Genomic DNA, 23,819 nt, shown 5'->3' with positions numbered 1-23,819 from the left:
TTCATTCGTCGCGTCACGGCCGCGCCGGTGTCATCTGTTGAATGTTCTGCTCTGCCCGGGCAGCCTGGGCCTCGACCTTTTCCGCGTTGCGCATGTCCTTGGCGCGCTGCGCCATTTCGGCCTTGGCGTCGGTCTTGGCGAATACATCCTTGTCGCGGACGCGGAAGTACATCGTGGTGCTGGCCAACAGGTGATCGGGCCAACTGCTCAACATGGCGTCGTGCACCAGCCAGTCGAACAAGGTCATGACCTTCGGGGGCAGCTGCGTTTTGCCGTCGCGCGCCTCGCGCCAGGCGGTCAGCAGGCGTTGCTGAACCGCGCGCTCGGCCTTGATGTCGGCCAGGGGGTCGGCGGCCTTTTCCGGCGTGCCGCCGCCGCGCTTGATCAGTTCATTGCGCATGTTCTCGCGGTCGCGCATGTCCTTGTCCATCAACTCCATCGCGCGCAACACCTGCGGGCTATTACGCTCCAGGTCCGCGCGGCGCTGCGCGGTATCGGCATCCTGCTGTTCCGCGTGCTCCAGGCTCTTGTATTCCTCTTCCAGGCGTTCCCACAGCGGCTTGAAACGTTGCGGAGGCAATTCGCCACGGCTTGCCGAGGCGCGTTCCCAACGCTCATTCTTAAGCGCCTCCAGCTCGCGCAGGCGGGCCGTATTCTCCGGCTTGTTGCGTTCCTCGGCGGGCAATGCCGACACGCGCCGCAGTTCTTGGTTGTATTCCTGTTCCGGCGTGAAGTAGTCCCGGTCCTTGATCCACGCCTCGGCCGGGTCCGACAGCTCGGCGCGGAACGTGGGGTCCTGGTAACGCACGGCCAGCCAGCGCAGGAATGCCTCCATATGCGGCATGAAGTCTATGCCCGGCTCGTACTTGACGACCTCGCGATACGCTTTGACCAGATCCAGAATCTGGTTCTTCGTGCTGCCATCCACAATTGGTTCGGACAGCGAAAATTGCAAATAGGTATCGGGCTTCAGGTCGGCCAGCCTTTCCATGCTGTGAAAGGCCGCGCCGTGCGACAGGGCCTGGTTCATCATGTCGCGCAGCGCCACGCGCGACAGCTCGACCCGCGCATTCAGCGACCCGGGCGGACTGACGCCCGTCACGTCGCCACTGGACCCGGGATACAGATACTGGAGGCCGCGCGTCTTTTCCAGGCTGTCCATGCGCTGATTTCGGCGCAGCTCATGCGCGGCCGCGAAATGCACGCACGCCTGCACGGCGGCCGGCACCGTCAACGTCCTGTCCTTGTGCGTCTGCTTGATAAGGTCAGTGACGGGCAAAAAGCCCAGGAACGTGTTTTCGTCCATGATGGACGCGACCGAATCCAGCAAGCCCATGAAGCGGATCTGGATATCGGCATCTGACTTGTTCTTCGTTCGGTCGCCAATCACCGCCAGGTCCGCATCGTGACGGCGGCGGTACTTCTTGACCAGATCATTGACGAACTGGCGTGCGACCACCCCGCCCCGGTCCGCGCCGAACACGGTGATTTCAATGCGGCGCACATTCTGCCCTTCGCTCACGGCGTCATAGGCCGCCTTGAACTGGCGCAATGCCGAGTCCACGCGCACGTCTACGCCCGTGCCCATCAGGTAGGCCACCGTTTCCTGATCGCGGATGATCGGCACCGTTTCCATCATGGTTGACTTGGCGGCTTCCTTGCCGGCCGTCCACGCGACCTTCAGGGGATTTTTCTTGAAGCCGGCCCAGAAGCCTCGAATGGTGGCGCGCGCACGGTTCACCACGCGCTCGGGGTCCCACGCATTCCAGATCCGGACCGCCTTTTCGGGCAACGTCCGCACGTCTTTCACGACGTCCTTATATGCCTTGACCATCGGCTGATACGAGGACTCACGCAGCGACTTCTTCACCGCCGCCGTCAGGCGCCCGGTGAGCTTATGGTTCGGAATCTCGTCCGTGCGCAAGACATTGCCGACGTTGGCCGATATCGCCTTTTGCGCGTTGCTCGCCGCTTTCATGCCCGCCTTCGCGGCGGCATAAATCATGTCGTCGTTTTCCGCATCGGCATTCAGATCCGTGCCCAGGCCCGAGTAATAAAACCGAAACCAGTGGTGCTTTTCAGGGCGGCCGGGATCGCTCTGGACATAGTGCGCTTCCCACAAGCGGCAGATGTTCGAATAGTACGTGGGGTGCTTCGCATCTTCGTCGCGGCTACGGCCGAAGCCGTCAAAAAAGAACCCCATCCGCAGGACCGCACCGCATTCATTGCAGTCGTCCTTGGGGTACGCCGCCTCGTTCTGGGCCATTGCCTTCAGCACCGATGCCGGCGTACGGTTCTCCGGCGGCAAGTCACTGGATTGCGCGTCAGACATGCTTATCTCCCGGCGGGGTGCCCATGGCTTTGATCTGCTCCAGCTTTGCCGGCGGCAACGCCGCGACGTCCCGGGCGAAATCGCCCGGCGCGCGCCCCGGCTTGTCCAGGATCGCCTTCACCTGTGGATCCGAATCGAAGTTCGACGCCACCGTGAAGTACAGCAGCATGTACTGGCGCAGGTCTTGCTTGTCTTCGATACGGTATTTTTTCCATGCCGGCTGCAACGCCTTCGCGGTCGCGCGCAGCAGTTCGGCGTCACTGCGGTAAGCGCCAAGCGATGCGCGATGCTCGCGCCATAGCCAGTCCACGGTATCGACAATGGGAATCCGCGTCCGGCCCAGGAGCTTGCGGCTTAGCGCCAGCTCCATGTGTTCGTCGGGATAGATGTGCAGCTCCAGATACAGCGGACCCTCGCCCGCCGGGATCTCGGCGGCCGGAAATTTGATGGCGCCCTGCCGATCGAAATAGAGCGAGTCGGCCTTGCCATCGTGCAAATGCTTGCGCAGCAGCTCGGCGTCGACGCCGCGCCAGTCCACGGTGAAATCGGTGCCCTTGAGCGTGAAGCAGCAGGTAACCGAGCCCTCGCCGCCGCCCGGGCTGACCTGCATCGTCGACGCCACGCCTTCGCCCTTGTCCTTGACGCTGATGCTGCGGATATTCCACGGCGTGTAGTTATAGGCGATGAAACTGACGCCTTGGTAGACCGGCTCGCTATTGCAACCCGCCAGCATGCCCAGCCACAACAGCGCGGCGATCAATCCCTTACGCATTCATCTCTCCTGAAGGCCCATCCTGACCAGCCCAATGCAAGGCCTGCACCTCGTCCCACACCGCGTCCGGCACGCCCGCCAGCGCCTTTGCCAGCGCGCCGTCGTCACCGGGCTGATACTCCTGCAAGCCCGCACGAATCAGCGGATGCTCATCAAAGCGCGGGGATATCGATACGCCCCACGCCACATAGTCGAACATGTCCTTGTCGCCCGCCACGCCGTGTGCGCGCGCGCGTTCCAACTGCACTTGCACTTGCGGCACCAGCGCGTCCTGATCCGGGTCGCCCGGCAGCAGACCGGGATACAAGCGGCGTAGTTGCACCGCGAGTTTGTCGGGGTAGTCCAGGTCGAACAGCATCTGGTGTTGCTCGGGCGTGAAGCGTTGGATGCCGTCGGGCGCGTCTGTGGGCAGCCTGCCGGTGCCCGACAGCTCGGCCTGCGAGCCATCGCGCAGCGCGTAGCGCAACGTGATCAGCGGCGAGGCGAAGCGGGTGCGTTGTTCGGCGGTCCAGACTTGCAGGGCGCGCGCCAGGATGCGCGTGTCGTACCAGTGCAGGAAGAACTCGGTATCGTCGGGCAAGGCGTAGTCGCAAAACCGTCCGAAATGCGCGATCAGCTTTTCCAGGGGCACGGCGGAGGCGAAGCTCATCATTGCGTAGCGGCCCCCGCTGCGTTCGTGCAGAGCGTTCAACACGCGCACGAGCGGCGTGCTGAAATCAGGCCGACGCGGCCCGCGCAGCACGCCTTGCGATGCGCCGTCCACTTCGATCAGCAGTGGCGCCACGTCGCCATAAATGTCCAGCCCGGTTTGCGCCCAGATCGAGCCAAAACTCAGGTCTTCGGTGGCACTGACGCGTGCCAGCAGATCGGGGTGGCCCCGAAAATCCACGATCACATACGCGCGCGCGGCTTCGCCATACGGCCCGCGGTGGTGCGGCAATTGCGCAAAGGTGGAAAGCAGCGCCTGCTGCCAGGAATAAGCCATCGCCGTCACGCCTTTTCGGTAATGGATTGCACGCTGTCCTGGGCGTCCAGCACGCAGCTTTTGCATACCGTGAACTGCGGAAAGGGATACGGCATCTGGGTGGGGCCGGCGAACTGTTTGTTGCCGGTCTTGACGTCGATACGGCCGGGCGCGGTGACGGTGATGTTGCCGCCTTCGATGACGATGCTGGCACCCGCCGCGTTGGCAATGCGGATGCGCTTGGGCGATGCGTATTCGATGCCGGCGTTGGCGCTGACCATGCGCAGGTCCTGCTGCGCCTGCACGGTCAGCACGTCATGCTGCGACATCACGTCGACTTCGCCCGTGCCGGCGATCAGGTCCAGGCCGGATTCGGCGCCGCCCTTCTGCACGCCGGCCACGATGCCCAGCGCCTGGCCGGTATGCACGCGCAGCGAGCCGATGACGGCCAGGTTGTGGTCCAGCCCCGATGACCAGTGCACCAGTTCGCCGGCCGATATCTGCACGTTGCGTCCGGCCGCTTGCGTCAGCCCCGCGCGGCCCGCCATCAGCACCAGCGGGTCGGTCAGGTGCGGGACCTTGCCGTCGACCACTTCCGTGTGCTTGGCAGAGGCATCGCCTGCCGCGCCGCTGATCGCCTGGCCGTCTACGGTGCCGGAGACGGCGCGCGTCATCGCGGCCAGGGGCGCGCGTTCACCGTCCAGTCGGCTGGCGCCTGCTGACGTGGTGCCGCGTGCCGAAGCCAGGCGCACGCCCTGATGCGCGCCGATCACGCCGTCAAACGACTGCGCCATGATGTCGGCCTGCCCGGCCAGCGCCAGGGGCGCCGCCGCGTCGCCTGCCGGTTCGCCGCCGCCGGCCGTGTAGGTGGTCAGCAACACGCCCGCGCCGCCCCGCAGCGCACCAAACGCATCGGTGCGCAATTCCGCGCCCACGCCGCGCACGTTGCCGCGATAGTTGCCAGCCTGGTGGATCAGATGGCCCAGGTTCAGTTCGCTGGCCGACTGCGTGGACTTGATCTGCATGCGCAGCTGGCCGTCGCTGTCGTCGAAGACGATCTGGTTGTAGCCGTCGCCGCCAAATTCCTTGCTCTTGAAGCCGCTTAACGCGGCCGCATTGCGATGCTGTTCGTCGCCTGCCGCCGCGCCGTGCCAGGCGGGTGCATTGCCGCTGGCCAGGTTGGCCTGCGCGCTGGGCTTGCCGTCGAGGGCGGCCGCGTACACCTCGGTGTTCATGGGTTCGCCGGCCTTGCCGCCTGGCGTAGCCGGTATGCCGCCTTCGCCGCGCCCGTTGTAGAGCGCACCGACGACCAGGGGCTGGTCGATGTCTTCGTCCAGGAAGCGCACCAGCACTTCCTGCCCGATACGCGGCACGAAGCTCATGCCCATGCCCGCGCCCGCCTGGCGCTGCGCCACGCGTGCCCAACGGCTTTTCGCCAGGCCCTGGCCGTCGGCCTGCCAGTGAAAGCGCACGCGCACGTCGCCCCGCGCGTTGCGGTGGATTTCGTCTTCGCCGCTGGCCTCGGTGGCCCCTTCGGCGTTGGTGACAATCGCCGTGTGCACCCCCACGGCGGACGGCGCGCCAGCCAATCGGGCACCGCGCGCGGCGGCCGGCAAGGCGCGCCAGGGGCGGTCGCAACGCACGGCGCAAAAGCGGTTGGCGTAGCCCACTTCATGCGCCTGCGCCAGCACGGCGGCGTCAGGCCGGCCGACGCCGATCAATGCGTCGTCTGGCGGGTAGGCGGAATCGTCGTCGGCCGGGTCGTCGTGATTGGCACGCTGAATGTCTGCGTCGCTATTCAATGCGGCGTCTTCGTCGTCGTCAAAGCACAGGAAGTCGTCCAGCGCGCCCATCTGGCCGGACAAGTTGGCGTCGGCCTGGCCCGGCAGGTTGTTGACGCCGACGTGTTCAATACGGTCCAACGCGAACACGGGTTCGAAGCCGGCCTCGCCCTTGGGCCCTAACGGCGACATGTCTTGCAGCGTGAAGCGTGTGCCCGACCGGAACGTGCGCACGTTGCCACGTCCGATGAACGTTTCGGCGCGAGCCTGCGCGGCCTGCATCAACAGCGTGGCCTGAAACTGCGCGTGCGCCTGGCTCAACAGGCCGCCGTGGCCCAGGGGCTCAAACCATTCCAGCCCGGCGGTTTCGTCGTCGGACCCGCTGGCTGGGCCGGCCAGCGCCTGGCCCGTGATGGCGTGCTTGCCGCTGTCGTGCCAGCCTAGAACGGTGACGCGTTCCACCGCGCGCCGCTGCCTGCGCGCCAGGGCCTGCACGCCGTCGCGCGTCTCGGTGGCATGCGCGCGTTGAAAGCGCACGCCGCCGCCCGAGGACTCTTCGTCTTCGGGCAACGTGCGGCTGTCGGCAAAGATCAGCACGGCATGGCGCGAAGGCGCCGCCTTGTCCTCGACGGTGGTCCAGCCTAGGCCGGATTCCGCCAGCAGGCGCGACAGAAAGGCGTAGTCGGTTTCGCGATACTGCGTGGTGTAAGGCCGCGTGGGCAGGTCAGCAAGGTGGCGCTCGACGTCGTCGGCAAGCTTGTAGGTGTAGCCCTCGTAGCTGTCCAGCACATGCCGCACGATCTCCAGCACGGGCTGGTTTTCATAGATGCGGCTGGCGCGCCGCTGCGTGGCCAGCCATAGCCAGGGCGCCAGCGTGATGCGATAGCGCGCCTTGCCCGCGTTGCCACCCAGCATCTCGGCGGCACGCACGACGCCGCTGCGGCCAATCTCGCTGCCGTCGGCGCGCGTGGCCCACAGCGTGGCGGGCCGCGACACCATGTCGTTAAGATCCAGCGAAGCGTCGTCGGCCAGCGCGACGATGCGCGCTTCGCTCAAGTCAGACAGGCCTTCACGCGCCACCCAGCCTTCCACTTGCAGGGACGCGATCGCGCCCTCGCCATCCAGGCGATACAGCCGGGATGGGGCGCTGGCACCGCCGTTGCTTGCGTTCACAGCCATGGAGCAAAAACCTCGCGGGGGGACAGGGGCGATAAAAGCCGGAGTGGGGCGTTGCGCATTCAGGGTTCGACGTTGGCTTGCGGCGTGGGGCATTCAGCGGCCGTGCCCCATTGGCCGGCGCACACGCGCAGGCGGCATTGTTCGCCTTCAAAAAAACTGAGTTTGCGGCATTCCTTCAAGCGTTCGGACAACGGCGAGCCCGGCATCTCGCGCATGAAAATGCCATCGGATTTATAGACGCGCGTACCGGGCGGAGACGCGGGCGGCAGGCCGTAATTCATCAGCGCGGACAACAGCGCCGCGTCGGTGTCGGAAGGCTGTGCGGCCTTGCGCGGTGCTGCGGCGGGCTTAACGGCGCGCGGCGCATTGCCGTGCGGGACTACGGCTTCGCGCGCGCGTTGTTCCGCCGCCTGGCGCGTGGGACCGGGCGCGGTGGCGGCAGGGGCGGCGGTGGCCGGCGGCGTCATCGCCAGCACCGACAGCGGGTTGGTCGGCTCGCGCGATGGTTCCGGTTCACCACGCCCCACATCCGCATCGCGCGCGGGCGGCGATTCATCGATGATGGCGGCTACCGCGGGCGGCTTGTCGGACGCCTCTTGCGTCGCGTTGGCCTGCGGCGCGCGCGTGGCCGCGGGCGTAGCGCCCGATGCCGCTGGCGACGCGGGCCGATTCGCCTGCGAAGCATCCGCGCTCAATCCCGCCGCACCCGGCGCCTGGGCCTGCATCGCGCCCGTGGGGTCCTCGTGGATGAACCACGTGATGCCACCGGCCAACAACGCCAGCAGCAACGCCAGCGCCAGCCAGCGCCGCGCGCGCGGGTCGCGCCGCGCGGCCAGGTGTTTGACCTCGGCTTCAGGCGCGCGCCCTTCCAGCGCCGCCAGTATTCGTGTGGACTCGGCCTCGCCTCGCGCGGCTGTGGAACCGCTGAGCAGACTCGGCGCGGTCATCGTAGGGCGAGCTTCTTTTTCGTCTTCTGCCATGCGGGTTCCCGTGTCAGCAGGAGGCGTGTGCAGCCCCCCTGTAACCAAGCCCGTCGAGAATACCCGAACACCTCATTTGGAACATCGATTCTTGTTACGATTTCTAAGGGTCCGACGCGGTTTGCAACGCCGGATCGCTTGCCTCCCACGCGAATAGAACAAAAGATGACGCCTTCCGCATGAGGGACCGATCTTGTTACTGCTACTGCCCCTGTATTTTTTGCTGGCGGTGGGCGTTTCCGCTCTCCTGTTTTTCCCTGCACTTCGCCAAGGCGCGGTGCGGGGTTTGCGCGCGTGCGCACAGGGCGTGGCGCGCGGCGCAACGCGTGGCGCAAGCCAGGCGGGCGGTGCGGTGGGTGGCACGGCCGGGGCCTTGCACAGCGGGGTGAAAACGTCGGCGGGATGGGTGGCGCGGCATCGCTGGCAAGTGGCAATCGGCCTTGCAATTGTGTTGCTGCCGTCACTTTTTGCTTTCGTCATGCGACACAATCACACATTCATTTACAGCCCTCAGATGACGGGCCCGGACCGCCGGATTCAGGCCTTGCTGGAAGGCGAAAGGCTGGCCCCGCCAGCCCCCTTGCCGCCCGACGCGTTCACTACGCGCGAGGTGGAATTGGTGCGGCCGAAGCTGGGTGGCGCAAGCCGCAATTGGGACCTGCTGGATGCGGATTTCCGCCAGCGTCTGCTGCTGGCTTATCGCATCATGCGCGAGCAGCACGGCTACGAAATGGCGCTGATCGAGGGCTATCGCAGCCCGCAGCGCCAGGAAGAATTGGCGGGCATGGGCACGCACGTGACCAACGCGGGTGCGTTCCAGAGCTATCACCAATATGGCCTGGCCGCCGACAGCGCGTTCTATCGCGACGGCAAGATCGTCATTTCGGAAAAAGACCCGTGGGCCATGCGTGGCTACGAGCTGTTCGGCCAGACCGCCGAGCTGGTCGGCCTGACCTGGGGCGGCCGCTGGAAGATGATGGACTTCGGTCACGTAGAGCTGCGTCGGCCCGGCGCCATGCAGCGCGCGGGAGACACGGCGAAATGAACAGCGACGCATTGCAAGGCGCGCGCCGGCGCCCCGATAACAACAACTTCATTCCTCTGACCGGGCGCACATGGCACGTTTGCTGAAAAAAGGCTTGCTGGTTCTGGCGCTGTTCGCGGTGGTGTGGCTGGCCGTCATCATCTGGTGGCAAGAGTCGCGCACGCTGCCGACCGGCGTGGACATCGGGCTGTATTTGTTTGCGCTGCCGCTGGCGCTGTTGGGCGCGCTGTGGCTGGGCGCGCGCATCGTGCGCGCGGCGCGTGCGCCCAAGCCGCAACCCGTGGCATCGGCCCCCGCTGCCGAGGCGGCGCCGGCGGCGCGGGCCGAACTGCGCGTCGTTGCATTCGCGGCGCGCGCGGGGGCCGGGCCGGACGCAGCATCGATTGCCGAGGCGTTGATCGAACAACGGCGCCCCGAGCTGGATCCCGAACTGAAGACCTTGCAGGGCTTTCCCGTTTTCGCGGCGCGCGTGCCGCAGCTGGACGACGTTGAGCTGTACGCCGCCGCACGCGAGCGCGGCGCGCCCGCCGACGCGTTGGCCACGGCGGGTCTGCGCGCAACGGCCTTGCTGGTCGATGTCGCGGCCACATTGACCGACCAAGCGCATCGCCGCGTCACCGAACTGGATGTGCCGGCGCGCGACGAAGACTGGCCGTTACTGCGCTTTGACCTCCTGCTGCCCGCAAGCTGGTCGCAGCCCGCGCGTGAGCGCGCGCGCGCCGAAGTGCTGGCGGCAGCGGGCGTCTGGCCCGATCGCCGCGTCAGCGTCACGGAACACATCGCGCATGACGTGATGGCCACCGAGACACTGCTGCGTGAATTGGCGTCGCTGCCCGTCGACACCAAGGCCGCGCCAACGTGGCGCATCGTGCTGGCCGGTGACGGCTACATCGATCAGGATCAGGTAGCGCAATGGGACGCGGACGCCACGCTGCTGACGCACGCCAATCCGCACGGCCGCGTGCCGGGCGAGGCCGCTGCCGGCTTGCTATTGAACCTGGTGGATACCCAGGCGGGTGTGGCCGACGCAGGGCCGACCGCATCGAACGCGGCTGCGACGGCCCCCTCCTTTGCATCCACCGACCTGCGCGTCGCCCTGTCACCCATGATCCAACGCCAGAAGCCCGCGGATGCACGGGGCGCGTTGCCTGAGCCCGCGCTGGCCGAACTGGCGCGCGACCTGTTGCAGCGCGCGGCCGTTGCGCCAGACACCGTCGTGCACGTGGTCAGCGACGCCGATCATCGCGGCAGCCGTCCGTTGGAAGCCCTGGGCGTGACGTCGCAATTGTTTGAACACCTGGATGCCAGCAAGGATTGCCACGCGGTGGGCGTGGCCTGTGGCCACACCGGCGTGGCCGCCTCGTTGCTGACCTTGGCCATCGCCGGTGAAGCCTGTATGCAGGCCGAACACCCGGTACTGACCCTTACCCTGCAAGACCCCGCATTGCGCTGCGCGTCCCTGGTCTATCGACCGGCCGCCGGCACTACCGCCTGACTCGGAAAATAACAGCGAAAACCATGCGTAGCCCCTCAGGATTCCTATCTTCTCTTTCCAGTTCCATGAGCGATATTCGCTACTGGGGCGCGCGCGTGTTCGCCAACCCGCGCACCTTCATGGTGATCGGGTTGATCGCGCTGATCGTCTTCCTGTTCCTGTTCGCGGACACCATGCAGATCGGGCTGATATGGGCCGGCACCGCGCTGGGCGTACTGCTGTTGCTGTGGCTGTGCGTGCAGCTGTGGCGGCGCCGCCGCACGCGGCGCGCCAACCAGCAGCTGGGCGACATGCTTGAGCAACAGGTGCAAACAGGCGCCGTGTCCAGCCCCGCCGCCAACCGCAACGACATCGACGCCTTGCGCCAACGGCTGACGCAGGCGGTGCGCACGATCAAGACGTCAAAGATCGGCCAGACGTCGGGCAACGAAGCCCTGTACGAACTGCCCTGGTACATCGTCATCGGCAACCCGGCGGCCGGCAAGAGCAGCGCGGTCATCAATTCGGGCCTGCAATTTCCGTTTGCGGACAAGAACGGCGCGGCCGTGCGCGGCGTGGGCGGCACGCGCAACTGCGATTGGTTCTTCACGACGGAAGGCATCCTGCTGGACACGGCGGGCCGCTATTCGGTGCACGAAGAAGACCGCAACGAATGGATGAGTTTTCTGGACCTGCTCAAGCGCCATCGCCCGAAGGCGCCGATCAACGGCATCATCGTGGCGGCCAGCATCAGCGAGCTGACCGATTCCGGCCCGGAATTTGCCATCAACCTGGCCAAGAACCTGCGCCAGCGCGTGCAGGAACTGACCGACCGGCTGGAGGTGTTTGCGCCGGTGTATGTGATTTTCACGAAGGCGGATCTGATCGCTGGCTTCTCGGAGTTTTTTGCGGATGCCGACCCGCGCGAGCGCGACCGCGTGTGGGGCGCCACGCTGCCGTATGGCGCGGACGAAAGCCGCGACGTGCTGACGCAATTCGACGAGCGTTTTGACGAGCTGTATGAAGGCCTGAAGGAAATGGGCACGGCGCAGATTTCGCTGCGACGCAGCGGCGCCCTGCCCCCGGGCCTGCTGACTTTTCCGCCGGAATTCGCGGCGATCAAACCCGCGCTGCGCACGTTTCTGTCGACCTTGTTCGAGACCAATCCGTTCCAGTACAAGCCGGTGTTTCGCGGCTTTTACTTCACCAGCGCCCTGCAGGAAGGCGCCTCGCGCAGCACCTCGACAGAGAAGCTGGCCGAGCGCTTCAGCCTGCGCCCATCCACGCGCGGCGCGGCGCCCAACACGGCATCGCACAACGGCCTGTTCCTGCGCGACCTGTTTTCCAACGTGATCTTTGCCGACAAGAAGCTGGTGCGCCAACACGCCAGCCCGAACAAAGTCCGCATGCGTTACCTGACCTTCTTCGGCCTGGTGCTGGCGCTGGGCCTGGTGCTGGGCGGCTGGAGCTGGTCGTACCTGGGCAACCGCCAGTTGGCCACCAACGTGCAGGCGGATCTGGACAAGGTGGTGCGCCTGCAAAGCGAACGCACCGATCTGCAAAGCCGTCTGGAAGCGATGGAGATCCTGCAAGACCGCATCGAACAGCTGGACCGCTATTCGTCCAGCCGCCCCCTGTCGTTGGGCCTGGGGCTGTACCAGGGCGATGTGCTGCGCGAACGCCTGCTGGCCGAGTACTACAACGGCCTGCGCCAGTTCATGCTGGTGCCGGTGAAGGCCAGCCTGGAAGAGTATCTGGGCCGCGTGGATACGTCGAAGGCCGCGGCATCCGGCGCGACGGCCACGCCGGTATCCACCCAGGCGTCTGCCCAGGCACAGGGACAGCCGGCGCGCGCCAGTGCCGGCGACACCTTGTTCCAGGACGCCTCGCCCACCAACGTGGACGACGCGTACAACGCGCTCAAGACGTACCTGATGATGGCCAACCGCGAGCACGTGGACCCGACCCACCTGTCGGATCAGATCACACGCTTTTGGCGCGGCTGGCTGGAAACCAATCGCGGCGCCATGCCGCGCGACCAGTTGATCCGCAGCGCGGAGCGGCTGATTTCGTTTTACGTGGCGCGCGCCGCCGATGCCGATTGGCCGCAGATCGAGACCAATCTGGCGTTGGTGGAACGCACGCGCGGCAATCTGCGCAGCGTGATGCAGGGCATGCCGGCGCGCGAACGCGCCTATTCCACGCTGAAGGCGCGTGCCGCCACGCGCTTCCCGGCAATGACCGTGGCGCGCATCATGGGCGAAGCCGACGCCGCCGTGGTGGCGGGCAGCTACGCCGTGCCCGGCACCTTCACCCGCGAAGCGTGGGAGCAATACATCGAGCCCGCCATCGGCGAGGCCGCGCGGCGCGAAGTGCAGACCAGCGACTGGGTGCTGGGCGTGAACGCGCGCGACGATCTCACGCTGGAAGGCAGCCCGGAACAAATCCAGAAAAGCCTGGCCACGATGTACAAGACCGAGTACGCGCAGGAATGGCAGAAGATGCTGCGCGGGGTCACGATCAAGCCGTTCAACAGCTTTGAGCAAGCGGTGCACGGCATGAACCGCCTGGGCGATCCGCAGAATTCGCCGCTGGTCAAGCTGATCAACACCACCTACGAGCAAACGTCGTGGGACAACCCGTCACTGATCAACACGGGCATTTCGCAGGCGCAGACGGGTGTGGTGGCGTGGTTCAAGCGCGTGATCCTGCGCCAGGGCCAGCCCAAGCCCGCGCAGGCGCAGACGGCGGCCAACGGCGAACAGATTCCAATGGGGCCGGTGGGCCGCGAGTTCTCGGACGTAGCCCGATTGGTGGTCACGCGCGACAACCAGTCGCTGATGGGCAACTACATGACGGCGCTGTCGAAGATCCGCACGCGCTTTAACCTGATCAACAACCAGGGCGACCCGGGCCCCGGCGCCTTGCTGCTGATGCGCCAGACGCTGGAAGGCAAGGACTCGGAGCTTGCCGATGCGCTGAAGCTGGTTGATGAGCAGATGCTGGCCGGCCTGACGCCCGCGCAACGCGAGACGCTGCGCCCGCTGCTGGTGCGCCCGCTGATCCAGGGCTATGCCGTGGCCATGCAACCGGCCCAGACCGAGCTGAACAAGGTGTGGAACGCGCAGGTCTATCAGCCCTTCAGCCAAGGCCTGGCCGACAAGTATCCGTTCTCGACCAAGGCAGGCATCGAGGCCAGCGGCGAAGAAATCGGCCAGGTGTTCGGCCCGCAAGGCAGCATCGCCAAGTACGTGAACGACACGCTGGGGCCGCTGACCGTGCGGCGCGGCGACATCCTGACGGCGCGCACCTGGGGCGACATGGGCATAGATTTGCAGCCCTCGTTCACTGCCAACTTTGCACAGTGGGTGGCCCCGCTGGCGGGCGGGGCGGCAGGCTCGGGCGCGGCGTCGCAGCCGCAGACGCTGTTCCAGATCCAACCCAAGCCGGCGGGCGGCGTCACGGAATACACCATCGAGATCGACGGCCAGCAACTGCGCTATCGCAATACGCCGCCGCAGTGGGTCAACTTCGTGTGGCCCAATGCGCAGGGCGCACCGGGCGCGCGCATCACGGCCACCGCGTTTGACGGCACCGTGGTCGAGGTCATCAACGAGCCGGGCCGCTTTGGCCTGGAACGGCTGATCTCCGGATCGCAGCGCAAGCCCAACCCCGACGGCAGCTTCGACATGAGCTGGACCAAGTCGAACATCACCGTGCCGGTCAAGCTGCGCATCATCAGCAACGCGCAAGCCGCCAGCGCGGGCGGCACCGAACCCGGCAGCCAAGGGCTGCGCAACCTGCGCCTTCCCGCCTCGGTGGTGGGCGCGTCCTCTCAACCCCCCGTCGCCCCGACGCCTGCCGGAGCGCAGCAATGAGCCATCCGCAGTCCCCCATGTTCCGTACGGCCTACTTCGGCAAAATCCCGTCTCGCGGTGATTTCGTGAAGAACACCTCGCACCCCCAGCTGATGTCGACGCTGGATGCGTGGGTGGCGAACACCATGGAGATCCTGGCGCAAGACCCGCACTGGAAGACGCTGTACGACGAGGCGCAGCCCGTGCCCTTCGCGGTCTTGGGCTCGCGCGGCAAGCTGGCCATTGCCGGCCACCTGCAACCCAGCCGCGACCAGTCAGGGCGGCGCTTTCCGTTCATCAGCGCGACGTCGGTAGAGGTAGCGCGTCCGCTGGATTTCATCGCGCGCAGCCCGCTGGCGTTCAGCCGCATGTGGAACCGCATGGGCGCGGCCGCCGCGCAGCTGATGCAGGACGGCGACCCCGCCCCGGCGCTGCAAACGCTGAACGACCTGGAAGGCGAGATCCGCACGGCGGCCGACGACGGCTTCGATGCCTTCATCGACCTGCAAACAATCGAACGCGTAGAGGCCATGCTGCGCAACAACGGCCACGCGGCCAGCATGCACGACATCGTGCTGGCGCTGGGCATCCTGCTTGCACCCGTGATGTCCAGCGGCTCGTCGCAGCTGGACACGGGGCTGGCGTTGCCGCTGCCGGACGACCCGCTCTACATCAACCTGGTGGCCACGTATTGGATGACGCTGATCGCGCCCTTCCTGACGCGCGCCGACTTTGAAATCGCCATGTTCATCGGCAGGGTGGCGGGCAAGCATCGGCTGGTGGTGGGCTTTCGGGGCGCATCGCCGCAGACGCTGGCCAGCCTGTTGTCCACGCCGCAGACCTTATCGCAGCACTACATCGTGCTGGAGGGCGCGCCGTGGGTGCGCGACCATGTCAGCGCCAGCCACGGGCTGGCCAAGCTGTCGAGCTATCTGGATCAACCGCGGCTTTCCTTGCGCCAGGCGCTGGAAACGTTCCGCGAAGTTTTCATCGGAGCCTAGCGCATGCGCACGCTTATTCTTGCCCTGGCCGCCACGCTGTCGTGCGCGGCCCATGCCCAGGATGCCGCAACGGTGGTGCCGGCCAACGTCATCCCCCAACCCGGCCAGGTGGTGGCCAGCGGCGCGGTGCCCGACGAGGCCACCAAGGCCGACGTGCTGGCGCGCTTGCAGAAGGTCTATGGCGTGGGCAACGTGATTGATCGCATCGACGTGGGCGGCGTGGTCGCGCCGGCGAACTGGTCGCAACACGTCAGCAAGCTGCTGGACACCCCGCTCAAGCAAATCAACCGGGGTCAGCTGGAGATCGACGGCACGCAGATCCGCTTGCGCGGCGAGGTGGACAACGAAGCGTCGCGGCAACAGATCGCCAGCACCTTCGCCACGTCGCTGAACCCCACGTACAAGATCGTCAACGGCCTGCGCGTATCGGCTGGCAAGGACGAACAGGATGTGCTGGACAACCTGCTGAGCAACCGCGTTGTGGAATTCGAAACGGGCAGCACGCGGCTGACGGCACGCGGCCGCGAGTTGCTGGACCGCGTGGCGGATGCGGTGCCCAAACTGCGTGCCGACAAGATCCAGATCATCGGCCACACCGACAGTTCAGGCAGCCGCAGCACCAACCTGGCGCTGAGCCAGGCGCGCGCGGATGCGGTGCGGGATTATCTGGTGGACAAGGGCTTGCCGGTGTCGCGCTTCGAGGCGATGGGCGCGGGCCCGGATCAACCGGTCGCGACCAACGCCACGGCCGAGGGGCGGGCCAAGAACCGACGCATCGAATTCCGCGCGGCACGATAAGGCTGGCGGTTGGCGCTTAGCCGTTCTCGCCGGCCTTCTTGATGCCCAGCAGTTCTTCCAGGCCCGACAGGGTCTCGTCGTTCTTGACCACCGTGCGCAGCCACAGGTGCAGCGACATCTCGCCCCAGCTGGCCGCTTTGTCGGCCAGGTAGGCTACCGGGCTGTGCGGCTCGGTGCGGCGGAAAAAATCAGCCACCTCGCGCAGCTGCGCCAACGCCTGCTCGCGCGTCTGGATCGGACCACGCACGGCGGGCGTCGCGGGGATGCCGACCGGCGCACCGGCGGCAGGGAAGGAATCGTCGGCGGGCAAGGTCGGCTCCACACGGGTGGGAACGGCGGGCGCCAAGGGCGGCTGTGGCAAGGTCGGCGCCATATCGGCGCGCACCAGCAAACCAGCGTCGCGCGCAAAGCGGTGGACCAATTCGGTCACGTTGCGCAGCGCCTCGCGCACCCTCGAAAACGCCGGGCTTTCGTCGCCCAGCCGCTCGTCCAGCGTGCGTTCCAGCTGCGCCAACGCCTGCGCGCAACCTTCCAGCTGGCCGTCCAATTCGGAATAGAACGACGGCGGCGTATCGCGCCGCGCCGCATCAAAGCGGTCTAGCGTGAGCTTGCCCCGGGTCAGCTCGTTGGCGTTGTCCGGCGTGCGCTTGACGGCGTTAGCCAACTGGCTGGCGGCCTCCCAGAGCACCGCGCCATAACGCGCGCCGTCCGCCTGCGTCAGCGGAATCTCACCAATCAGTTGCTGCGACCGCGACAGCAGCCACGCCAGGTTGCCCACGCGTTGCTGCACGTCGCCATCCTCGGGCACGGGGTGCAGGCCATCCCAATAGTTCTGGCACAGGCCGTCGATCAACAGATAACCGTCGCGCAAGCCCGCAAAGCCGCGCGTCTTGGCCCACGCTTCCGCCAGCCACGACGCAATGCGTATGTCCTTGCTACGGTTGCGCAGCGCCTCGGAACAGATGCGCGCCACTTCCGGCCAGTCGGCCTCTTTCAAATCAATGATCCAGTCGCCTTGGTCCAGCTGCGGATCGTCGTGCCGACGCGCTTCGCGTATGGCGTCGAATTCAGGCGAGAACACCAGGTCCACGCCGCAGGGCGCATCGCCGGGTATTGGAAGCAACAAGGCGTTGATGTCGGTCATAGTTCTGGAAGGCGGTAGCGGGGCTGGCGGCGTCAGGGCCCAAAGGCGAAGACAACGCTGCCAGCGGCGGGAATGGCGGAAATGATCCCACATTCGCTTACGCATAACGTTCAAAGATGACACGTCCTATTACAAGGCGCATCACGATGCATCGTTATGATTTCGGCTCCTACCCAAGGAGCGTCCATGACGACGAAATCCATCCGCATGTTGCCCGACGGGCACTTCATTGCCGGCACCCCGCGCCGAGCGCCCGACGGCACCTATGTCGGCGGCGAAGGCCCCATCACCCGCGCCCCCGACGGCACGTACGTGGCAGGCACCCCGCAACGCGCGCCGGACGGCAGCTACAAAGGCGGCGGCGGCCCCGTGCGCATGGCGCCCGACGGCACGTTCGTGGTCGGCCCTGCCCGGCGCGCGCCGGACGGCACGTATCTGTAAACAGATATCTCGCGCCATGTCCCAACGCCCCGTCATCCGCAAAGGCGACAAGACGTCGCACGGCGGCGTCGTCGTGACCGGCGATGAAACCGTCATCATCTTCGGCCAACCCATGGCCCGCGTCGGCGACCGCGTCACCTGCCCCAAATGCGGCGACACGCACACCATCGTCGAAGGCGTGCACAACGTCAGCTCCGACCGCATGACCGCGCTGGAAGGCATGCGCACGTCCTGCGGCGCGACGCTGATCGCGAGCCAGAGTTTTTATCAGTTGGAGTTTGGGTGAGGCGTGCAATGCAATGACGGGCCGGGGGTAGGTATCCCTGTCCCGTCGGAATCGCGCAAAGCAAAAGGCCGGAAAGCAAAAAGCCCACCGCATGCGGTGGGCTTTTTTTGCCTGGTGCACCAAGTTTCCCGGGTACGACCAAAAATTCTGGTGGGCTGTGAGTGGCTCGAACACTCGACCTACGGATTAAGAGTCCGCTGCTCTACCAACTGAGCTAACAGCCCTGCAATGCACGCATTTCGATTCGTTTTCAACCGCGCGGCTATCTGTTGATGGCCTTGCTGCTGACTGCGTTTCGCTATGTGTGTAGTGCGAAGAAGCAAGATTATATGTAGGTTTTTTTGTTTGTGCAAGTCGGGTGCGAAAAAACTTTCACACCCGCTGCGTCAGGCTGCGTAGCCGCCGTCCACCGACAGGCTGGCGCCCGTGATGTAACGCCCTTCCGGGCCGGCCAGGAAGGCCACCATGCCCGCGATGTCGCGCGGTTCGCCATAGTGCGGCAGCGACAGCACGGCGACGAGGTCGGCCGCGTGGTCGCCGTTCGCCGGGTTCATGTCGGTGTCGATCGGGCCGGGGTGCACGACGTTGACGGTGATGCCGCGTGCGCCCAGGTCGCGGGCCAGGCCTTGGCTGAGCCCGATCAGCGCGGTCTTGCTGGCCGCGTACAGCGCCACGCCGGGGCGGCCGGCGCGTTGGGACAGGCAACTGCCGATGTTGATGATGCGGCCGCCGTCCGGCATGGATGCCTGCGCGGTGCGGATGGCCACGAACGGAGCGCGCACGTTGATGTTCATCGTGCGTTCGTATTCCTCAAGGCTGGTGTCGCCGATGACGCCGGTGACGAAAATGCCCGCGTTGTTGACCAGCACGTCCACCGGTCCAAGCAGCTTGATCGCTTCTTCCACGGCCTGCCTGACGGCCAGCGCATCTTCCGCATCGGCCTGGATGGCGCGCACCTGGCGTGCGCCGGTGGTCAATTCCGTTGCCAGTGCCTTGGCTGCGTCAGCCGAGGAAGGGCTGACGTAGGTGAAGGCGACGTGCGCGCCCTCGGCGGCCAGCCGGCGCACGATGGCCGCGCCGATGCCACGACTGCCGCCTGTCACGAATGCGACCTTTCCGTTCAAGTTGCCCATGTTTCATCCTTATTTGTAGTGATCGATACAAATATCATCGCCGCGAAATATTTGCGGCGTCAACAAATTTTTTATCGATCAACACAAAATAGGCGTCGCAGGTAAAATCCCGCCATGGCAGAACGTGGGCGCCCCCGGAGCTTTGACCGGGCCCAGGCCTTGCAAAAGGCAATGGAAGTTTTCTGGTCGAAGGGATATGAAGCAGCATCGCTGTCCGAACTCACGGAAGCGATGGGCATTAACTCGCCCAGCCTTTATGGCGCGTTCGGCTCCAAGGAAGACCTGTTTCGTGAAGCCGTCGAGCTATACCGTGAGACCGCCGGCGGGGGATCGCGGCGCGCATTGCAAGGCGGCGCGACAGCGCGTGAAGGCGTTCAAGCCATGCTGATGGCAGCAGCCGAACGCTTCACCGCGCCGGGCACGCCGCCCGGCTGCATGATCGTATTGGGCGCGCCGTCCGGCAGCGTCAACCACGCCAGCGTTGGCGAATTCCTCTGCGATAGCCGGCGTGAGATGCAGGCCCGGATTCAGACCCGCCTTGCCGCCGGCGTTGCCGACGGCGAACTGCCTGCCGGCACCGACGTGAAAGCGCTGGCGGCGTTCTACACGACCGTGTTGCACGGCATGTCGATCCAGGCGCGCGACGGCGCCAGCCGCAAGACTTTGCAATCAGTGGCTCGGCAAGCCATGTGCGCCTGGGACGCCCTGACGGGCAGCCGGCCGCCTTCAGGCGTGCCTCCGGGCCACGCCCGTTCCTGACGGCCGCGACCATGTTCCGCATCGACCTTCGGCGCCTTATCCTTTGGATCTGCCTGCTGTCGGTCGTTTTGGTGCTGGCCGGCGGATTGCACGCCAGCTACCTGGTGCAGCGCGACCTGCTGCTGCACAACGCGCTTGAGGTCAACCGCGTCTACGCGTCCAAGCTTGCCGTCACCACCGACCTGTTCCTGGCGGACGTGCGGCGTTATCTGGCGTATAGCGCCGACGTGCTGACCGACATGGAAGCGCGCCCCGGCTTGATGGTCGAAGAAACGCGGCGCCAGCAAGCGCAGATGGGGCAGTTCAATTCCACCGTCGTGGTCTCGCCGACGGGCAAGGTCATTGCGGCATCGTCGGCGTATCCGCAACTGCTGGGCCAGCAACTGACCAGCGAGCCGTCGCGCAATGCCATCCGCACGCAGCAGCCGAATATCAGCGAACCCTATCAGGCCAGCAACAACCGCTGGCTGATTCTGTATTCGCATCCGATTTTCTCGCGTGATTACCGTTACCTGGGGTACATCGCCGGCACGCTGTACCTGCACGAGGACAACGCGCTGGATCGCCTGCTGGACAAGCATTTCTATCGCGATGATTCCTTCGTGTACGTGATGGATCGCAACGGCACGCTGATCTATCACCCGGATCGCAGCCTGCTGGGCCACAAGGCGCCGGACATCGACGCATTGGCCGCGGCTCGGCGGGGTGAAACGGGTGAAATGCGGTTTACCGATCAGCAAGGCCGCGACATGCTTGCGGGTTACGCCCCCGTGCCCAGCACCGGCTGGAGCATCGTCGCGCAGCGGCCGGTCGCGGGCACCCTGCAACCCTTGAGCGACCTGCTCATGGCCACCGCGCGCAATACCCTGCCCTTGCTGCTGTTGTCCATCATCACGATCTGGGTACTGTCGGGCTGGATTGCCCGGCCGCTGGGCGAACTGGCGGGCATCGCCAAGCGCATGGAAGACCCGGATTCCGCCGACCGTATCCGCGACGTGCGGTCGTGGTATTTCGAGGCGGCGCAGCTCAAGCGCGCGCTCATCATCGGCTTGGCGTCGATCCATCACAAGATTCGCGACCTGCGCCGTGAAAGCACCACCGACACGTTGACGGGGCTGCTGAACCGGCGCGGCCTGGACGAGGCCATGGCGCTCTTGCAAGCGGGCGAATCGCCCGTGGCGCTGCTGGCCATCGACATCGACCACTTCAAGACCATCAATGACCGCTATGGGCACACGGCGGGCGACCGGGCCTTGCAGGCGTTGGCAGCCGTCATGGGCGAAGGCTCGCGGGTGGGCGACACCCTGGCGCGCGCGGGTGGCGAAGAATTCGTGGTGCTGATGCCGGGCGCCTCGCTGCATTCCGCGGCGGCTGCCGCCGAACGGCTGCGGCAGCAGATCGCCTCGCGGCAGCCGCCGGATTCCATCGGGTCGCCGCTGACGGTGTCGGTGGGCGTGGCTCGCTATCCCGAACACGGCGCCACGCTGGAAGCGGTCTACCGGCGGGCGGACAAGGCGCTTTATTACGCGAAGAACAACGGCCGCAACGCCGTGTGCGTGGCGGATGACGCCGAACCGGAAGGTGCCCGGCGCGTGTCGCCGAAGTAGCGATGCCGCAGGTGGCGGCGCGGCGGCACGGCGGCGGCACGGCGGCACGGTGGCCCATTAGCCGAGGGCCGCCATCCTTACCGACCTACTTCCCCTTCTGCGCCGGCGCGGTCGGCGGCTTGCGCATCTGTTCCAGCAACGGCCCGCACGCGTTTTCGTCGTTGGTGCTGGGCGCGATCAAGGCCAGCAGGCCGGCGGCCGGGGTCAGCAACACGCCGAGCGCCACCATGCCCGCGCCGCGCGCGGCCAGCGGGCCCACGTGCACGCCCACATCGGGGTCGCCGAACGTACCGCGCACGTACAAGGGCGAACGCAGCGAAAAGATGCGGAAGCCCTTGCTGTCGGGCGTGACGTCCATATCGATTTTTTCGTTCTTGAAATCGGCCGTGCCGGTGATGCTGATCAGCGCGTTTTCAGTGTCGAAAACAAAGACGCGCGGCGTCATCACGCCGTTTTTCATGGCCAGGTCGGCGGCGCCGCAATTGATCTTTACCTCGTCGTCGCCAAACAGCTTGGACACCACGTAGTTGCCCACATTCAGGCCGGCGATCTCCATCAGGCTGCGGCTGATGACGCCGTCGTTGACCAGCATTTTGATGTCGCCGGTGGACGTGCCCAGCAGCGCCCCCACGGAATTGCCGGTGCCGCTGACGGCAAGATCCCCGTTCAGTTCGCCCAGCGTCTTCTGCATGGCTTCCGTGGCGGGGAACAGCTGCTTGAGCCGCAGGCGGCGCGCATGCAGGTCCACGCGCCCGGCCATGGCCTCGTGGGCGCCGTCCAGATTGATGGTGCCGTTGATGTTGCCCCCCGCAATACCGAACTTGAAGGGGTCCAGCGTCAGCTTGCCGTCCTGCAAGACCACGTGCACCGACAGGTCTGACAAGGGCAGCTTGCTGTCGTGGATGATGCGGCCGGCGTCCAGCGACACGTCGGCATCCATGTCGCGCCAGCGGTCGGTGCGAAACGCCTGCGTGGGCAGCACCTTGCCGCCCTTGGGCTTGGCCGGCGCGTCCTTCGTCTTGTCGGCGGGTGCGGCGGCGGTGCCGTCTGCCGGCACCCCGATCAACGGCCCCAGGTCGACCATGCGCAATTGCTTGGACGACAACTTGCCCGTCAGCTTGGGCCGCGGCGCCCCCAGGGCAAAGGTGATGTCGCCATGCAAGTCGCTATTGCCGACCTTGCCGTTGAAGTCCTTGTAGTCAAACACGGCGCCGCCCGGGTTTTGCAGCTTGGCCACCAAATGCCCATCCGTGGAATACGGCGGCGTATCCGGCAAGGTCACGCCCGTCAGCGGGTACAACTGCGCCATCGATGCGCCGGCCAGCTTCAGGCGCAAGTCCAGCGCGCCCAGGTTGGCGGGGTCGGTCACGGTGCCGGTGATCGACGCCTTGGTGCCGCCCACGGCGACATCCGCCTGGACCGGAAAGGGTTGCTTGGGATCTTGCAGGGCCAACATGCCGCCGACCTTGCCTTCGCCTTTGGTGTCCAGACCTTTGTATTTGCCGTCAACCTTCCAGCCGAAGACATAGTCGCGCGGCGCCGGGGCCTGGCCGTCCTGTGGCGCGACGGCGGCGCCCGCCACGTCGGCGAACGGGACGGGCTTGCCCAGCGGATCGACCAGCACCGTCAGGTCGGCTTTAAGCGTCTCGTCGACGAAACCGACGCGGCCCTTGTCGAAACCGATCTCGTTGATGTCCAGCACCCACGGCGACGGCTCGCCGGATTCAGGCAGCGTGAACACCCAGTTGGCGCGGCCATCGGCCAGCCGTTGCAGATCGGCGGCGGGCTCGGTCAGCTGGATTCTGCGAATGACGACGCGCTGGCGCAGCAATGGCAACAGCGCCAGGCTGAACTCGCCGCGCTTGAGCGTGGCGAAGTTCGGGGCCTTGGCCCAGGGCGCATTGCCGATCGAAATATCGTTGGCGACCACATGCGGCCACGGCACCCAGGCCCGCCAACCGCCCTCGTCCCGTTCACGCTGCCACTTGACGCTGAGATCGCCATTGATGGCGAACGGCCTGCCGATGGCGGCGCTGGCGCGTTCGTTGATCATGGGCTTGGCGCGGTTCCAGTCAAAGGTGGCGATCACCACCGCCAATACCAGCACGATCAAGGCCAGAGCCCCTACAATCCCGATCGCTATTTTTCTTGTTCGCGTCATGGCGTTCATCCTTGGCGTTATGGCCGGCCCGTCACCGCCGACCCCATTTACCAACAAGGGTATCGCGGCCCGGGGCAAGGGTTAAGCTTGCCGGCCCCATAATGT

The 23,819-nt window shown here is 65.9% G+C and carries 17 protein-coding genes and 1 tRNA gene; 9 read left to right on the top strand and 9 right to left on the bottom strand.

Going from position 1 to position 23,819, the window contains the following annotated elements:
* Window positions 1–13: 13 nt before the first annotated feature.
* Genes KYT87_RS03720 through KYT87_RS03700 form a run of 5 tightly spaced genes read right to left on the bottom strand, consistent with a single transcriptional unit; the run spans window position 14 to window position 8,008 of the window.
* A complete protein-coding gene (locus KYT87_RS03720) occupies window positions 14–2,332 on the bottom strand; it encodes a DUF2235 domain-containing protein (protein ID WP_219991717.1) in 2,319 nt (772 codons plus the stop codon).
* The gene (locus KYT87_RS03715) at window positions 2,325–3,104 is read right to left on the bottom strand and encodes a DUF3304 domain-containing protein (protein WP_219991716.1); all 780 of its coding nucleotides are present in this window, start codon (window positions 3,102–3,104) and stop codon (window positions 2,325–2,327) included. The genes KYT87_RS03720 and KYT87_RS03715 overlap by 8 nt, the downstream gene beginning before the upstream one ends.
* Window positions 3,097–4,089 (bottom strand): DUF4123 domain-containing protein, encoded by a 993-nt coding sequence (locus KYT87_RS03710; protein WP_219991715.1) that lies wholly within the window; start codon window positions 4,087–4,089, stop codon window positions 3,097–3,099. Before KYT87_RS03710 ends, KYT87_RS03715 begins: the two co-directional genes overlap by 8 nt.
* 5 nt (window positions 4,090–4,094) lie before the next feature.
* Window positions 4,095–7,028 (bottom strand): type VI secretion system Vgr family protein, encoded by a 2,934-nt coding sequence (locus tag KYT87_RS03705; RefSeq protein ID WP_219991714.1) that lies wholly within the window; start codon window positions 7,026–7,028, stop codon window positions 4,095–4,097.
* A gap of 59 nt (window positions 7,029–7,087) precedes the next feature.
* Window positions 7,088–8,008 carry a hypothetical protein gene (locus tag KYT87_RS03700; protein ID WP_219991713.1) on the bottom strand — a complete coding sequence of 307 codons (921 nt, stop codon included), beginning with the start codon at window positions 8,006–8,008 and terminating at the stop codon, window positions 7,088–7,090.
* A 193-nt stretch (window positions 8,009–8,201) separates the two neighbouring features.
* On the opposite strand from KYT87_RS03700, the gene KYT87_RS03695 reads away from it, so the two are divergent.
* The 5 genes from KYT87_RS03695 to KYT87_RS03675 all read left to right on the top strand — a co-directional run bounded on the left by KYT87_RS03695 (window position 8,202) and on the right by KYT87_RS03675 (window position 16,183).
* The gene (locus KYT87_RS03695; RefSeq protein ID WP_370512753.1) at window positions 8,202–9,053 is read left to right on the top strand and encodes a M15 family metallopeptidase; all 852 of its coding nucleotides are present in this window, start codon (window positions 8,202–8,204) and stop codon (window positions 9,051–9,053) included.
* Between the two features lie 70 nt (window positions 9,054–9,123).
* Window positions 9,124–10,548 (top strand): hypothetical protein, encoded by a 1,425-nt coding sequence (locus KYT87_RS03690; protein WP_219991712.1) that lies wholly within the window; start codon window positions 9,124–9,126, stop codon window positions 10,546–10,548.
* Between the two features lie 65 nt (window positions 10,549–10,613).
* Window positions 10,614–14,405 carry a type VI secretion system membrane subunit TssM gene (gene tssM, locus KYT87_RS03685; protein WP_255593871.1) on the top strand — a complete coding sequence of 1,264 codons (3,792 nt, stop codon included), beginning with the start codon at window positions 10,614–10,616 and terminating at the stop codon, window positions 14,403–14,405.
* Entirely contained in the window at window positions 14,402–15,385 is a 984-nt protein-coding gene (tagF, locus tag KYT87_RS03680) for a type VI secretion system-associated protein TagF (RefSeq protein WP_104143416.1), read from the top strand. Before tssM ends, tagF begins: the two co-directional genes overlap by 4 nt.
* Before the next feature lie 3 nt (window positions 15,386–15,388).
* Window positions 15,389–16,183 (top strand): OmpA family protein, encoded by a 795-nt coding sequence (locus KYT87_RS03675; protein WP_046804221.1) that lies wholly within the window; start codon window positions 15,389–15,391, stop codon window positions 16,181–16,183.
* Window positions 16,184–16,199: 16 nt separating this feature from the next.
* Here the strand turns inward: KYT87_RS03675 and tssA are convergent, their stop codons facing one another.
* Window positions 16,200–17,327, bottom strand: a complete 1,128-nt coding sequence (gene tssA / locus KYT87_RS03670; protein WP_219991710.1) for a type VI secretion system protein TssA — start codon at window positions 17,325–17,327, stop codon at window positions 16,200–16,202.
* A 186-nt stretch (window positions 17,328–17,513) separates the two neighbouring features.
* On the opposite strand from tssA, the gene KYT87_RS03665 reads away from it, so the two are divergent.
* Window positions 17,514–17,768, top strand: coding sequence for a hypothetical protein (locus KYT87_RS03665; RefSeq protein ID WP_104143413.1), 255 nt, complete (start codon window positions 17,514–17,516; stop codon window positions 17,766–17,768).
* A 16-nt stretch (window positions 17,769–17,784) separates the two neighbouring features.
* A complete protein-coding gene (locus tag KYT87_RS03660; RefSeq protein ID WP_046804224.1) occupies window positions 17,785–18,054 on the top strand; it encodes a PAAR domain-containing protein in 270 nt (89 codons plus the stop codon).
* 148 nt (window positions 18,055–18,202) lie between these two features.
* Here KYT87_RS03660 and KYT87_RS03655 read toward each other — a convergent pair.
* Both KYT87_RS03655 and KYT87_RS03650 read right to left on the bottom strand, forming a co-directional pair.
* Window positions 18,203–18,278: transfer RNA gene (locus KYT87_RS03655), tRNA-Lys, on the bottom strand.
* Window positions 18,279–18,440: 162 nt separating this feature from the next.
* Window positions 18,441–19,187 carry an SDR family NAD(P)-dependent oxidoreductase gene (locus KYT87_RS03650; RefSeq protein WP_046804225.1) on the bottom strand — a complete coding sequence of 249 codons (747 nt, stop codon included), beginning with the start codon at window positions 19,185–19,187 and terminating at the stop codon, window positions 18,441–18,443.
* Between the two features lie 114 nt (window positions 19,188–19,301).
* Between KYT87_RS03650 and KYT87_RS03645 the strand changes: the two genes are divergently transcribed.
* Entirely contained in the window at window positions 19,302–19,946 is a 645-nt protein-coding gene (locus tag KYT87_RS03645) for a TetR/AcrR family transcriptional regulator (RefSeq protein WP_219991709.1), read from the top strand.
* Window positions 19,947–19,957: 11 nt separating this feature from the next.
* Window positions 19,958–21,553 (top strand): sensor domain-containing diguanylate cyclase, encoded by a 1,596-nt coding sequence (locus KYT87_RS03640; protein WP_219991708.1) that lies wholly within the window; start codon window positions 19,958–19,960, stop codon window positions 21,551–21,553.
* A gap of 85 nt (window positions 21,554–21,638) precedes the next feature.
* On the opposite strand, the gene KYT87_RS03635 is transcribed toward KYT87_RS03640, so the two are convergent.
* Window positions 21,639–23,714 carry an AsmA family protein gene (locus KYT87_RS03635; protein ID WP_219991707.1) on the bottom strand — a complete coding sequence of 692 codons (2,076 nt, stop codon included), beginning with the start codon at window positions 23,712–23,714 and terminating at the stop codon, window positions 21,639–21,641.
* Window positions 23,715–23,819 lie beyond the last annotated feature (105 nt).

Source organism: Achromobacter sp. ES-001 (assembly GCF_019448355.1).
In the GTDB taxonomy this organism is placed as follows: Bacteria; Pseudomonadota; Gammaproteobacteria; order Burkholderiales; family Burkholderiaceae_B; genus Achromobacter; species Achromobacter spanius_B.
The sequence above is the reverse complement of the archived record's forward strand: the minus strand, read 5'-3'. Positions and strand labels throughout refer to the sequence as shown.

Coding starts and splice junctions, on each gene's coding strand:
- KYT87_RS03675 (WP_046804221.1), top strand. CDS start 15,389: ATGCGCACGCTTATTCTTGCCCTGGCCGCCACGCTGTCGTGCGCGGCC.
- KYT87_RS03650 (WP_046804225.1), bottom strand. CDS start 19,187: ATGGGCAACTTGAACGGAAAGGTCGCATTCGTGACAGGCGGCAGTCGT.
- KYT87_RS03710 (WP_219991715.1), bottom strand. CDS start 4,089: ATGGCTTATTCCTGGCAGCAGGCGCTGCTTTCCACCTTTGCGCAATTG.
- tssM (WP_255593871.1), top strand. CDS start 10,614: ATGAGCGATATTCGCTACTGGGGCGCGCGCGTGTTCGCCAACCCGCGC.
- KYT87_RS03720 (WP_219991717.1), bottom strand. CDS start 2,332: ATGTCTGACGCGCAATCCAGTGACTTGCCGCCGGAGAACCGTACGCCG.
- KYT87_RS03705 (WP_219991714.1), bottom strand. CDS start 7,028: ATGGCTGTGAACGCAAGCAACGGCGGTGCCAGCGCCCCATCCCGGCTG.
- KYT87_RS03665 (WP_104143413.1), top strand. CDS start 17,514: ATGACGACGAAATCCATCCGCATGTTGCCCGACGGGCACTTCATTGCC.
- KYT87_RS03635 (WP_219991707.1), bottom strand. CDS start 23,714: ATGACGCGAACAAGAAAAATAGCGATCGGGATTGTAGGGGCTCTGGCC.
- KYT87_RS03690 (WP_219991712.1), top strand. CDS start 9,124: ATGGCACGTTTGCTGAAAAAAGGCTTGCTGGTTCTGGCGCTGTTCGCG.
- KYT87_RS03660 (WP_046804224.1), top strand. CDS start 17,785: ATGTCCCAACGCCCCGTCATCCGCAAAGGCGACAAGACGTCGCACGGC.
- tssA (WP_219991710.1), bottom strand. CDS start 17,327: ATGACCGACATCAACGCCTTGTTGCTTCCAATACCCGGCGATGCGCCC.
- KYT87_RS03645 (WP_219991709.1), top strand. CDS start 19,302: ATGGCAGAACGTGGGCGCCCCCGGAGCTTTGACCGGGCCCAGGCCTTG.
- KYT87_RS03700 (WP_219991713.1), bottom strand. CDS start 8,008: ATGGCAGAAGACGAAAAAGAAGCTCGCCCTACGATGACCGCGCCGAGT.
- KYT87_RS03640 (WP_219991708.1), top strand. CDS start 19,958: ATGTTCCGCATCGACCTTCGGCGCCTTATCCTTTGGATCTGCCTGCTG.
- tagF (WP_104143416.1), top strand. CDS start 14,402: ATGAGCCATCCGCAGTCCCCCATGTTCCGTACGGCCTACTTCGGCAAA.
- KYT87_RS03715 (WP_219991716.1), bottom strand. CDS start 3,104: ATGCGTAAGGGATTGATCGCCGCGCTGTTGTGGCTGGGCATGCTGGCG.